Origin of the sequence: Herbiconiux gentiana (assembly GCF_024978135.1) — a bacterium.
GTDB lineage: Bacteria > Actinomycetota > Actinomycetes > Actinomycetales > Microbacteriaceae > Herbiconiux > Herbiconiux gentiana.
The window spans coordinates 39054-51589 of record NZ_JANTEZ010000002.1; the positions used below are offsets into that span (position 1 = coordinate 39054).

Sequence of the window (12536 nt, forward strand, 5' to 3'; positions counted from 1 at the left end):
GGCGTCACCCCGACGCCGTCACGAGCTACGACTGTGCAGCCCCCCGTTCTGTGACGGTATCCCCTCGATCGGTCGCACGCCGATATCGGGCACGTCCGCGCATACTGGAACGATGGGCGGGGAGCGGACGACGGCACCCTGGGTGACGCTCGCCGAGCCGGCCGCCGCGGGCCGGCGAGCCGGGGGCGGCCGCGCCGGCGCCACCCGGCGCGCCCTGGTGGTACGCCTCGTCGCCGCCGCGGCCCTCGTGGTCTTCGTCGTGGTCGCGGTCGGCGTGCTGGTGGCGCGTCGCCTCGCCGAGGACGAGGCCGTGAACGACGCCGCCCGCTCGGTCGAGCTGCTCGCCGACGTGGTGGTCGAGCCGGCCCTCGGCGCCGGGCTCGTCAGCGGAGAGACCGATCGGGCGGCCTTCGACGAGCTGATCCGCGCCCGCGTGATCGGCGACGACGTCGTGCGGGTCAAGCTCTGGAACGCCGACGGCACCATCCTCTACTCCGACGAGCCCCGCCTGATCGGCGAGACCTTCGGCCTCGACGAGGAGGAGCTCGAGGTGCTCGAGGGCGGCGGGGTCGAATCCGAGGTGTCCGACCTGAGCGCCCCCGAGAACCGCTTCGAGCGCGGTCGCGGCACGCTGCTCGAGGCCTACCACTCGGTCGCCACCGGCGACGGCGAGAAGCTGCTCTTCGAGGCCTACTTCCCTTACGACCGCGTGTCTGCCCGCACGAGCGAGCTCTGGACCGCCTTCTCCCTGCTCTCGGCCGGCAGCGTGCTCGCCCTGCTCGTGCTGCTGACGCCGGTGGGCCGCCGCCTGTTCGTGCTGGCGCGCCGGGCGCAGGCCGAGCGCGAGGCGATGCTGCTACGGGCGGTCGACGCCTCATCGAGCGAGCGGATGCGCATCGCCGGCCGCCTGCACGACGGTGCGATCCAGGACCTCACCGCGAGCATCCTCGCCCTGCGCTCGGCCGCGTCCACCGCGCGGCGGGGCGGCGACGAGCCGCTCGCCGGCCGGCTCGACGACGCCACCGCCACGCTGCACGCGAACCTCGGAGGCCTCCGCACGCTGCTCGTCGACCTCTACCCGCCGAGCCTCACCGCCGCCGGCATCCGGCCGGCCCTCGACGACCTCGCCGCGGCGGTGCGCGGCCGCGGCGTCGAGGTGCGCATCGTCGAGGGCCCGCACCGCGCGCTGCACCCCGACGAGGCGCGGCTGGTCTTTCGCGTCGTGCGCGAGGTGCTCGCGAACGTCGTGAAGCACGCGCGCGCGACCACGGCGACCGTCGAGCTCTCAGAAGCGCCGGCCTCCCGCGGCCGCGGCCGGTCGGAGTCGGTGCTGGTCGAGATCAGCGACGACGGCCGCGGCTTCGATCCGCAGCTCCTCCGCTCCCCCGCGTCCGGGCACGTGGGCATCCCGCTGCTGGTCGACGCCGTGCAGAGCGCCGGGGCCGGGCTCGCGGTCTCCAGCACGGCCGGCGGCGGCACCCGCTGGCGACTCGAGCTGCCCGGCTCGCCAGCACCGAAGGGGGGCGAGGCATGACGGCGGTGAAGGTGGCCCTGGTCGACGATCATCCGCTCGTGCGCGCCGGCCTGGCCGCGCTGCTCGCCGAGGTCGGCGGCATCGTGGTGGTGGGCGAGGCCTCCGACGGCGGCGACGCCCTCGCGCTGATCGAGCGCACCCGCCCCGACGTGCTGCTGATGGACCTGTCGATGCCGGGCACGGGCGGCGTCGAGGCCACCGGGATCGTGCGGCGCGAGCATCCGGAGCTCGCCGTGCTGATCGTGACCTCGTCGCACGCGGGCGACGACCTGCGGGCGGCCCTCGCCGCCGGGGCCACCGGCTACGTGGTGAAGGATGCGGAGCCGGCCGAGATCGCCGCCGCCGTGCACGCCGCCGCCCGGGGCCGCCGCCCGATCGACCCGCGCGTGACGCACGCCCTGCTGCCCGACGCGGGCCGCGCATCCGCCCCCCGACCCGGTGCCGACCGAGGCGACCCCGACGAGCCCCTCGACCGGCTGCTCAAGGGACGCGAGGCCGAGGTGCTCACCCTGCTCGCCCGGGGCCTGGCGAACAAGCAGATCGCCCACGAGCTGGGCATCGCCGAGCGCACGGTCAAGGTGCACGTGGGCAGCATCTTCCGCCGGCTGGGCGTCGGCGACCGCGTCAGCGCGGCGCTCTGGGCGCGCGAGAACGGGTACTAGTACCTACGTCGTATCGACGCCGGCGAGCGCATCACCGAGGCTGAAGGCACACGGCACCCGCCGTCACCTCGCTCTCGACCGAAGGACCAGCGATGAACACGCACCGCATCCGCCGAGCCTCCCGGGCGGCCCTCGCCGCCATTGCCATCGCTGCCGCCGCCCTCACCGGCGCCTTCGCCGCAGCCGCCCCCGCCTCGGCCAAGCCCTCTGCGGGCGGCGGCGACTACGCCGTCACCGTCAACGGCACCACCTACAACCCGGCCCCGGGCAAGGACGTCAAGCTGCAGGACCTGGCGGCCTCGGGCAGCGTCACCGTGAAGGGCCTGAACAACACCTTCCGCATCGACACGAAGACGCTCGGCGTCTACGACTACACGCTGACGGGGGCTCCGGATGCGCTGCGGATGGTCACCCAGCCCACCGTCGTCTTCGCCTCCAAGGTGCCGACCCTCACGCCCGCCCAGATCGGCACCGTGAAGATCAAGCAGCTCGAGGTGAAGGACGACACCCTCGTCGTGATCTTCACGGCGGCCGCCGGCAAATTCAAGATCCAGGCGAAGGACGGCGCCCAGGGCGGCATCTTCCAGATGGAGCCCGAGTTCGCCCAGCCCGTCGAGCTCGTGCACACCCTCGGCCCTGGCCTGTTCTACTTCGTCAACCAGTACACGGGCAAGATCAACTTCGGCAACGGCGTCGACGCCGTCACCCCCGCCCAGAGCGCGACCGGCTTCCACCAGATGCTGCTCGGCAAGGACAGCCCCCAGGTCGCCACGAAGACCTTCCAGAGCGGCACGGTCACCAAGTGGCTCGTGACCTCGGGCGGCCGCCTCGGCGGAGTGCTCGGCGAGGACGCCGTCGAGCTCTCGCAGGGCGCCACCAACTGCACCAGCCAGTGCCAGGCGCAGAACCAGATCAAGGGCTCGCTGCCGGTCCCGCCCGACCCGACCAACCCCACCCCGATCGGCTGACGCCGCTAGCTCCCCCGCCCCGGCCCGGCCGCGCACCCCGCGCGGCCGGGCCTTCGGCGTTCTAGGTTAGGTACGTCCCTTGGTGGAACCGCACTCGCGGCCCCTCCCCGCCCACCTCCCAGAGCGACGAGTGCCGGCTGTCGCGCTCGGCCCCGTGCACCCGGTACGTCACGAGCACGAGGCCCGGCGCGACCTCGTCGGCCGCCCACTCCGAGGTCTCCGGATGCTCGCGCCCCTCCTCCGCGGCGAGCGCCGCCACGATCTCGTCCCGCCCCCACAGCCGCCCCGACCGCCCGATCTCGACGAAGCCCTCGGCCAGCAGCGCCCGCACCCGCGCCGGATCCCTCCGCACCTCCGGCGACAGCAGCGCTTCCTCGCCCCGCCGCGCCTCCTCGCCCCCGCTCATCTCCCGACAGTAGCCCGGCCGCCCCGCACGAGCGACGGCAGCCACCGGTCGAGCAGCGTCAGCACCACCGCGATCACCACCGCGATCGCCAGCACGACCGCCGAGTTGCGCACCGAGTCGGCGAACCCGATCGTGTCGACGTCGAGGAACGGATACGGGTACCAGCCCGTCACCGCCCCGTGCACGAAGGTGTAGACGAGCCACGCCAACGGCCACACGAACGCGAGCGCCGCGGTCGCCCACGACATGCGCGGCCGGGGCCCGAACACGAGCCACCCGATCACCGTCGCCCACGGCGAGATGTAGTGGAACCCGATCGTGGCGGCGAGGGCCCAGCCCTCCGGATGCACGAGCCGAGCCAGCACCGTCTCGTAGACCAGCCCCGTGATGATGATGCCGATCAGCGCGTCGAACCGCAGCACCCGCCAGAGCCGCCCGTCCCGGTGCACGTCCATCGCCAGCGCGATCGAGGTGCCGAGCACGAACAGGTTGCTCTGGATGGTGAAGAAGCTGAACAGCCGCACGAACCGCGTGGCCAGCGACTCGTCGGCGGTGTTCTCGCTCGAGTTCACGTCCTGCCCACCCGTGAAGATGAGCACGATCTGGATCACCAGGGCGACCCCGACGACCACCGCTATGGCACCGAACCAGATCCGCGCCGCGCGGGCCCGCCCATCCGTCGCCGAACCCACCATGTCGCACTCCCCCGAGCATCCGGCAGCCACCCCGCCACGTCGGCATCAGGCTAGCGCCACCCCGGTCGCCGGGGCCAGGGGTAACGTCGTCGCATGGACAACACCGTCGTGAGCGCTCTCGTCGTCATCGCCATCCTCGTCCTGGTCGTGCTGGTCGTGGTGCAAGCGGCGCGGAGGATGTCGGGGGGCGGTTCCGGCCGCGGGAGCAGCGGCGACAGCAGCGGGTCGCCGATGGTCTTCGGCGACAGCGGAAGCACCGGACACGGCCACCACCACGGTGACGGCGATGGCGGCGGAGGCGACAGTGGCGGGGGCGGCGACGGCGGAGGCGGCGACGGGGGCGGAGGCGGCGGCGGCGACTGACCGACTTGCCAACTTGGAAACTACTTGCCATACTCAGAGAACGAGACAAGGAGTTCCCCATGGACACCACCCCCACCGTCACCCCCCAAGAAGCCCGCGACCTCCTGCACCGCGCCGAGACCCTCAGCCGTGACGCCCACAACGCCACCCGCTGGCCCTACATCACGTTCATCCTGGCCCTCGGCGTCGCCACCTCGATGGGCACCTTCGCCATGGCCGTCACCACCGGCGACACCTTCGGCCTCGCCTACTTCGCCACCCTCACCGTGGTCTTCGCGCTGCTGGTGTTCTTCATGGTCTCGATCCGCGGCCGCTCGGCCTTCGCCCGCGGCCGCCGCTGGACGTCCTACATCGCCGCCTGGTTCGTCAGCTACGCCGCCGCCCTCGCGGTCGTCATCTGGGCCCACGGCGAGGCACCGCTCGCGGCCGCCGCCTCGGGCCTCGTGCTGCTCGTGAGCATCGCCTGCGCCACCCGCGAGGCCCGCTCGTGACCGCCACCGACGCGCATCCGCGCCACCGCCTCGACGACGTCTTCACGAACCCCGTGCGCTTCTCGATCGTGGCCGCCCTCGACCGCGCCGGCACCCTGAGCTTCAAAGAGGTGAGGGATGCCGTCGAGATCACCGACTCCGCCCTCAGCAAGCAGGCCTCGGCCCTCGAGGCGGCCGGCTACCTCACCATCGGCAAATCCTTCGCGGGCAAGATGCCCCGCACCTCCCTCACCCTCACGCGCGCCGGCCGCGCTGCCTGGCGCACGCACCTCGCCGCCCTCCGCGCCATCGCGGGCGACGCCTAGCCCCCGCTCCACCCCCGCACGGCGTGCACGACCGCCGATTTCGGGTAGGCCGCGGCCTCCGACCGCCCACCGAGCTCGAACAGGTCGATCATCAGCTGCAGCCGATAGTCCGGCGCCTGGGCCGACGAGTACACGACCCGCCCCTCACACCCGATCACGGTGCCCGCCGGCCCCCACAGCACCGACCAGGTGTGGGGGCCGGCGGCATCCACCGCAACCGAGACCGCCCGCATGTCGGTCTCGAGCCGGTCGTCGCCGTGCGCCTTGAGCCCGCACCGAGCGGTGACGCTGGAAGCCGCGGCCGTGTCGTCAGAGGCAGCGCCACCCCGCACCGCGGACGCATCGATCTCGAACACGCAGATCTCCCCGCTGTCCCGAGGTGACTCCTCCTCGACCCCCACCAGCCACACCGCGAGCATGCACCCCTCATCGACGCTCGCACTGACGGTCACGTCGACCCGCCCCGCCGTCGGCGCCCACAGCAGCCGCTCCCCCACATCCGTCCGAACCGTCAAGTCGGGCCGATGCCGATGCGTCCCCCGCGACGTCCCGATCGCCCCCGAGAACACCGCGGTCTGCAGGTTCGACACCCGCAACGGCGCATCCTCCTCGCGCCAGTCGAGCTGATCCTCCTCGATCAGCAGACGAACTCCGGATGCTCCCGCCGCCGCCCACCGCGCCCCCGACCTTTCGGCCACCGTCCACTGCGGCAGGTACTCGGCGACCCAGAGGTCGTCCCGCAACCGCCCTCCGACGAACTCGTCCTCGACATCGGGCGCGCGCCCCGGAGCCGGCGGGAAGGGCTCCCCCGGCCGCGGAAGCTCAGGCGGCCGGAGGGTCACCGGCGGTCGCGAATCGCTTGCCCACCACGAACCACACGATCGACCCGAGCAGCGGCAGGATCAGCACCACGAGCACCCAGATCACCTTCTCCGCCGTCGACGCCCGAGGCGCGCGCACGATGCTGACCAACGCAGCGATGAACAGCACGAAGGCCGCGAGGCCGAGGAGCAGCAGCAGGACGTGCCCACCGTCGAAGTTCGAGACCATGCCCCCATCCTGGAGCACGCCCCCGCCGAACACGAGCACCCGCCCCGAATCGGCGCGATTGGCTCCTTCGTACTTAGCGTGCCGTTCTTCCCGGTTCAGACGGCTCTGGCGCAGCCTTAGACTGCAATCATCTCCGGCCGCGGTCGTGCTAAAGGCCGAAAATCAATTCTTGCCCGCCATCGACAAGTCCGCCCTTCACCGGCCCATGTTCGCTACCTTCTTCACCGGAGGCTGTCGCCTGTGGTTGGTGTCAGCCCCCGTCTGGCAACTCCGTCACTTATTTATCGCGCCGGATATCCCGGAGATCACGTAGGGAGACAGGGTTGCGGCGTAGGTGGCGGTGATATGCGCACCGCTGTCACGGTAGACAGGCACGTTACCGATCACCGACGGGCAGAAACCGTCGGTGCAGAAGTACGACGTGAAGTCCAGGAGCGAAGTTCCGGGCACGAGTGCCGAGGCCGTAACGATGCCGTCCGCGGGGGCGTCGGCCAGCGGCGTGCCGCAGTCGTTATTCTTCGGGTCGAACCCCAGGCGCTGGTAACAGAGGATCGATTCCTCTGAGGCAGAGGGAACATCAGCGATAGTGATCAACTTCGTCCCGGATGCGACGACTCGCTGATAAGCCGCTGCCGCGGCGTCCGGGTCATACGCTTTCGCCCGCGACGACGTCGTGATCACTACGTCGTAGTCTCCGGAGGACACCTTGTCGAGGATCTTTGGCTGCATCTCGCCGCAGGTCGAGGTGGGGCGCGTGGACAGAATGCAGCCGTCGCCCGTGTAGGCATTGATAGACCAGTTGTTTTTGCCCGACTCAGGGATGATCGCCGCCATGAGGTGCTGCGCATGACTGTCCCCGACGACGGCGATCTTCAAAGCATCGTCGGGTCGATTGCCGTAGTGACAGCTCGTCAGGTCGCCAGTGACCCGGATCCAGCACAGCTCCTTACCGCGGATCTGCAGCTTGTCGCCGACAGCGTCAGCAGCGGCGGGGTGAAGATCGGGCCCGAGGTCGGCGTCGGCGCAGCCCGAACCCGGATCCATCATCGCCGCTCCCCGGCATCTCACAGCATCGCTGATTACGGGTCCGTCCGCCACGGCCGACAACTCCGAGCCACCGGCCGCGCCGGCCTGGGAGGCGGTCTGCGCCGGAGGGGCGAATGCCACGGCGATGATCGCGATCGCGCTGCCGGCCAGTGCTGCGGTGACGACCAGCTTGGGGAGCGTTTTGCGCATGAATCGGCGCCGCTTGCGCTTGCGGTGTCTGCGCTGGCGCGACGACAGAGTCGCCGAGTTCAGCCAGGAGGACTTCCGAATGGGGTCCTCAACGAAGTGATACGAGAGCACGCTCACCACCACGATGATCGCGGAGGCGACGATGTAGTAGAGAATGCTGTCTCCGGACATCACCGAGAGGAGGAGGATGAGCACGGGGAAATGCCACAGGTAGAGCGAATACGACAGATCGCCCACGTAGCGGCTGACCGGATTGGTCAGGGGCCAGAGGAAAGGCTGCGAACCCTTCTCGCCGGCCAGTAGTACCGTGGCCGTAGCCAGCACCGGTAAGGCGGCTGCGGGCGCCGGGAACCCGCTGGTCGAGTCGGTAAGGAAGCACGCGGCGATGATTGCTGCGAAACCGAGCCAGCTGAGCGCGGCGCGCAGAGCCACAGCCCTGGCAGTGAAATAGGTGCCGCAGACGGCGACCAGCGCCCCGACGCCGAGTTCCCAGGCGCGATCGAGAGAGCTGAAGTACGCGAGGTTCACGTCGGTGGCGGTGAGCACCAGCGCATAGGCGAACGATGCTCCGGACACAGCCGCGATCGTGATGCCGACCGCGAGACGCCGGCGACCGGAGCTCCAGGCGAAGAGCTTGATGCCAAGAGCTAGGACGCCGAGCATCAGCCAGGGCCAGACGAAGTAGAACTGCTCCTCGACGGCGAGGGACCAATAGTGCTGCACCGGAGACGGGAGGAGGTCGCGCTGGAAGTAATCAGCACCTTGGATGGCGAGGTTCCAGTTGGACGCGAACAGAAGGGCCCAGAACGAGTCCCAGAGCGTTTGCACGAACCGCACGCCAGGGGTCAGGAACCACGAAGCCGCGACGGTCACGACCAGGACGAGGACCGCGGCAGGCATGATGCGCTTGATTCGGCGGCGATAAAATCCTGAGAAAGAGATGGTGCCTGAGCGCTCGTGCTCACGGAGGAGCAGCCCAGTGATGAGGTAACCGCTCACGACGAAGAAGACATCGACACCCACGAAACCGCCGGCCGGCCATCCGGTCATGTGGTTGAGGATGACGACGACGACCGCGATGGCGCGAAGGCCCTGGATGTCCCGTCGGACCGGGTGACGAGGGGGCGCCTCGGGAGTCAGCCCGATCGCGGTGTGCGGAGTTGGTGCGGCGGGGAAACCGTACGTGGCGCGCGCACTGCCGGCGCTCTGCGACGGTCTGTCTCTGTGCGTTCTTGACCGAAGTCGATGATGGGATCTGCGCGAGGGCACGGCGCTCCTTTAATGAGGATATGCGCATTCCTGCGCGGGTCGAGGGGGTCTCGCGCGGTGGGTCGCCGGAGAGGACCTGGATACAGCACTCTACCCGACACCTGTATTGTGACAACAGAATTCGGCTCTGGAGCCAGGACATGGTACAGGTCGGCAGATCGCCCGCCTCAGCAGCTGAATGCCAGCTCGGTCACCTCGGGCTGCGCGAGCATGGGGCCGACCAGCGTCGTAACCTCCTTCTCGGGCAGGCTCGAGACGTCGATATCGACTGTCGCAGTCTCTGTCTCGCCAGGGGCGGCCTGGATGACACCTCGCGCGACCGGGTAGCTACCGTCCGTTCCGGTGAACGCCGGCCCCTGGTCGGTGCTGCCGGAGATCGACGCGATCGTCGCGCCCTCCGGAGCATAGACGTAGGTGAAGACACGAAGGTCGCCGAGAGGGATGCGGAATCCGTTGCCACCCGCTCCGGTGATGAACGTCGAGAGGCCGGGAACGGATGCGGGGTCGAGGACGTTGCTCGCCGCGATCTGCACCCTCACGATCCGGTTGCCGGCGGCGCAGGTCTGCTGGCCGACCTCGATCTTCGAGCGGAGGTAGTAGTCCATCTTCGAGCCCAGGTAGTCGCTGTAATACACCCCCAGCTCGTAGGAGGTGTCGGTCGTCTGAGGCATCCGACCCTGCAACCCGGCGTCGGTCACCAGCTTCTGCACCGTCTCGTCGGTGCTGGAGGCCAGGATGCGGCGTTCCGTCCCGGCGTGCCCCACCGCATCCGCGAATTTCGGCACGTCGATGTCGCCGTTCATGATTGCCGCGAAGGTCTGCGACGCGGCGGCAGCGAAGTAGGCGTCCTGGGCGTCGGCGTCGTCGGAATAGGTCTGGTACACCTGATTCAGCAGGACGTCGTTGGAGTTCTCCGACGTCAACTGGGTGCCGTCGGGCAGGTCGACCGGCCCCGTCGCCTTGAGGATGTAGCTGAGCGCGATCGGATCGATAAAGATGACGGTGGCCGGGGTCACTCCGAGTTGACTGCCCCACATCGAGCGTGTCAGGTCGGCTGCGACCTCGACGCGGGGGGTGAGCGTGTTGTTCTGGCTCTGCACGCCGAAGGGCGGCAGATAGAGATCCCGCTCCTGCTTCGACACGTGGCTGTTCGCGAACTCCTCCGTCTCGAAGGTGAAGTCTCGACCGGTCGTCTGCCGGGTGATGGACACCCTTCCCTGATCGGCGGTGACCAGGATCTGCGCTCCGGCGATACCGCCCAGCGGCCGCACCTCCGCGGAGTTCTCGAAGATCAGCAGGTACTCGCGCGGGCCCTGAGCGCCCAGGAGTTCAGGCAGCACGGGCGCGAGTGCCTTCGCACTCGCGACCGCAGGCTCCACGTCGGCGATCAAGCCGTCGATCTCGTCGACCGCGTTCTTGACGGGCCCGAGCAGCGAGGATCGGTCGAGCGCGGAGATGCGCTCGCTCGCACCGCTCAGAGCCGTACCGGCGGAATCCAGAACCGGGGCCACCGAACTGATTGCCGCGAGATCGACCGCTCCATCGACCGGCTTGAAGACCGCGGGCGACAGCGTGTCGCCCAGGGCAACAGCGGGGACCACCGCGTTGTCGACCACGTCGGAGACACTCGAGGCTACCGTGCGCACGGCGACCAGATTTCCGCCGATCGAGGGGATCTGCTCGGCCAGCCACCAGGCCGGACCGGATGCCGACTCGCGGGCCTTCGTCGTGTGCTCGGCCAGCTCGTCGACCTCGGGCTGCGCGCTCGACGCCTGGCCGTCGAGCACCTTCTCCTTGACCGTGGACAGCAGTGGCCTGGCGGCCTCGAGTTCGCTCTTCACGGTAAGAGCGCTGGAGGCCACCCACGCCGCCCATCCACCGACGACCACGACGAGCAGGAACAGCCCGCCCAGAACCCATGGCCAGCGGCGGCGGCGAGGGCGCCCTGGCTGGTCGCGGGACGATCGGCGTGTGGGGGTCTCGACGGTCACTGGGTAATAGTACTGGCGAGTCCGCCCGTCGACCTGAGTGAACGGCGAGCGTCAGCGGGTGAGCTGGAGCGCCTCGGCTGTCGCCTCGAGCTCGCGCTTGGTCCGCTTGCGGTCGCTGTTGAGCGTCGTGCCGAACGACGGGATCATCGTCGACAGCGCCTTCTCCCACTCCGGGTACCGGGTGGGGAAGCACCTCTTGAGGAGATCGATCATGATCGGCACGGCCGTGGACGCGCCAGGCGAGGCACCGAGCAGACCGGAGATAGAGCCGTCGGCGGCGGTGATGACCTCGGTGCCGAACTGAAGTACGCCGCCGCGCTTGGCGTCCTTCTTCATCACCTGCACCCGCTGGCCGGCGGTGATCAGGTACCAGTCCTTCTCGTCGGCCGTGGGCATGAACTCCCGGAGCGCTGCAAGCCGCTTCTTCTTGCTGGCCAGGAGCTCGCCGATGAGGTACTTCATCAGGTCGATGTTGTCCCGCGCCACCGCCAGCATGGGCCAGAGGTTGTGCGGTCGGACGGACGCCGGAAGGTCGAGCCACGATCCGGTCTTCAGGAACTTCGGGCTGAATCCCGCGTACGGGCCGAATAGCAGCGACGACTGGCCGTCGACCACCCGGGTGTCGAGGTGGGGTACGGACATCGGGGGCGCTCCGACGGCCGCTTTTCCGTACACCTTCGCGTCGTGCTGGGACACGACGGCCTGATTGTCGGTGCGGAAGAACATCCCGCTGATCGGGAACCCCCCGAAGCCCTTGATCTCCGGAATGCCGGACTTCTGCAGCAGCGGGAGGGCGTGACCCCCGGCACCCACGAAGACGAACTTGGCATTGACCGTGTACGGCGTGGTGCCGACCAGTTCGCGCACCGAGACGTCCCACGAGCCGTCCTTCTGCTTCTTCAGCTTCTGCACCTCGGTCTCGAGCTTGAGCTCGGCACCGTTGCGCACGAGGTGGTCGAAGAGCTGATGGGTGAGCGAGCCGAAGTCGACGTCGGTGCCGCCGACCACTCTCGTCGCTGCAATCCTCTCGTTCTTCTCCCGGTCCCGGATGAGCAGCGGCGCCCACCGGTAGATCACCGACGGGTCATCACTGAACTCGATACCGGCGAAGAGCGGCTCGTCCTTCAGCAGCTCCCACCGTCGGCGCAGATAGTCGACATTGGCTTCGCCGCGCACGAACGTCATGTGAGGAGTGGGATTGATGAAGCTGCCGGGCTCGGGCAGGACCCCTCGTGACACCAGAGATGACCAGAACTGGCGGCTCACCTGGAACTGCTCGTTGATGTTGACCGCCCGAGACGTCTCTAAAGACCCGTCCGGCGCTTCGGGCATGTAGTTGAGCTCCGCTAGGGCAGCATGCCCCGTGCCCGCGTTGTTCCACGGGTTTGAGCTCTCCAGCGCCACGTCGCTCAGCCGCTCGAACGCGAGGATCGACCAGTCGGGCTGAAGCTGCTTCAGCATGATTCCGAGAGTGGCACTCATGATGCCACCACCGACCAGGACGACATCCACGTTCTTTGTGCTCACGCGAGTAGTTTACGCTCCTTGTATACAACCCGCCCGCAT

At 69.0% G+C, this 12536-nt stretch carries 13 protein-coding genes; 6 read left to right on the forward strand and 7 right to left on the reverse strand.

Annotated elements, in window-relative coordinates:
* Positions 1 to 112: 112 nt before the first annotated feature.
* The 3 genes from NVV95_RS03920 to NVV95_RS03930 all read left to right on the forward strand — a co-directional run bounded on the left by NVV95_RS03920 (position 113) and on the right by NVV95_RS03930 (position 3164).
* Complete coding sequence (locus tag NVV95_RS03920) at positions 113 to 1534, forward strand: sensor histidine kinase (protein WP_259485244.1); 1422 nt, start codon at positions 113 to 115, stop codon at positions 1532 to 1534.
* A complete protein-coding gene (locus tag NVV95_RS03925) occupies positions 1531 to 2196 on the forward strand; it encodes a response regulator (protein WP_259485245.1) in 666 nt (221 codons plus the stop codon). The genes NVV95_RS03920 and NVV95_RS03925 overlap by 4 nt, the downstream gene beginning before the upstream one ends.
* A 92-nt stretch (positions 2197 to 2288) precedes the next feature.
* Positions 2289 to 3164 carry a hypothetical protein gene (locus NVV95_RS03930; RefSeq protein ID WP_259485246.1) on the forward strand — a complete coding sequence of 292 codons (876 nt, stop codon included), beginning with the start codon at positions 2289 to 2291 and terminating at the stop codon, positions 3162 to 3164.
* Positions 3165 to 3225: 61 nt separating this feature from the next.
* Here NVV95_RS03930 and NVV95_RS03935 read toward each other — a convergent pair whose 3' ends face one another.
* Positions 3226 to 3570 (reverse strand): nuclear transport factor 2 family protein, encoded by a 345-nt coding sequence (locus tag NVV95_RS03935; protein WP_259485247.1) that lies wholly within the window; start codon positions 3568 to 3570, stop codon positions 3226 to 3228.
* Complete coding sequence (locus NVV95_RS03940; protein ID WP_259485248.1) at positions 3567 to 4265, reverse strand: Pr6Pr family membrane protein; 699 nt, start codon at positions 4263 to 4265, stop codon at positions 3567 to 3569. Before NVV95_RS03940 ends, NVV95_RS03935 begins: the two co-directional genes overlap by 4 nt.
* A gap of 93 nt (positions 4266 to 4358) precedes the next feature.
* Between NVV95_RS03940 and NVV95_RS03945 the strand changes: the two genes are divergently transcribed.
* Genes NVV95_RS03945 through NVV95_RS03955 form a run of 3 tightly spaced genes read left to right on the forward strand, consistent with a single transcriptional unit; the run spans position 4359 to position 5424 of the window.
* Complete coding sequence (locus NVV95_RS03945) at positions 4359 to 4628, forward strand: hypothetical protein (RefSeq protein WP_259485249.1); 270 nt, start codon at positions 4359 to 4361, stop codon at positions 4626 to 4628.
* A 59-nt stretch (positions 4629 to 4687) separates the two neighbouring features.
* On the forward strand, positions 4688 to 5119 hold the full coding sequence (locus NVV95_RS03950) for a chemotaxis protein CheY (protein ID WP_259485250.1): 432 nt from the start codon (positions 4688 to 4690) through the stop codon (positions 5117 to 5119).
* A complete protein-coding gene (locus tag NVV95_RS03955; protein WP_259485251.1) occupies positions 5116 to 5424 on the forward strand; it encodes a winged helix-turn-helix domain-containing protein in 309 nt (102 codons plus the stop codon). The genes NVV95_RS03950 and NVV95_RS03955 overlap by 4 nt, the downstream gene beginning before the upstream one ends.
* Here NVV95_RS03955 and NVV95_RS03960 read toward each other — a convergent pair.
* The 5 genes from NVV95_RS03960 to NVV95_RS03980 form a co-directional block, all read right to left on the reverse strand.
* Positions 5421 to 6266: a hypothetical protein gene (locus NVV95_RS03960; protein WP_259485252.1), complete on the reverse strand. Its 846-nt coding sequence runs from the start codon at positions 6264 to 6266 to the stop codon at positions 5421 to 5423. The two genes, NVV95_RS03955 and NVV95_RS03960, sit on opposite strands and share 4 nt — an antisense overlap.
* Positions 6247 to 6474: a PLDc N-terminal domain-containing protein gene (locus NVV95_RS03965; RefSeq protein WP_259485253.1), complete on the reverse strand. Its 228-nt coding sequence runs from the start codon at positions 6472 to 6474 to the stop codon at positions 6247 to 6249. Before NVV95_RS03965 ends, NVV95_RS03960 begins: the two co-directional genes overlap by 20 nt.
* A gap of 273 nt (positions 6475 to 6747) precedes the next feature.
* On the reverse strand, positions 6748 to 8979 hold the full coding sequence (locus NVV95_RS03970) for an acyltransferase family protein (RefSeq protein WP_259485254.1): 2232 nt from the start codon (positions 8977 to 8979) through the stop codon (positions 6748 to 6750).
* Positions 8980 to 9146: 167 nt separating this feature from the next.
* Positions 9147 to 10970, reverse strand: a complete 1824-nt coding sequence (locus tag NVV95_RS03975) for a DUF4012 domain-containing protein (RefSeq protein WP_259485255.1) — start codon at positions 10968 to 10970, stop codon at positions 9147 to 9149.
* A 51-nt stretch (positions 10971 to 11021) separates the two neighbouring features.
* Complete coding sequence (locus tag NVV95_RS03980; protein ID WP_259485256.1) at positions 11022 to 12497, reverse strand: malate:quinone oxidoreductase; 1476 nt, start codon at positions 12495 to 12497, stop codon at positions 11022 to 11024.
* Between the last annotated feature and the right edge of the window lie 39 nt (positions 12498 to 12536).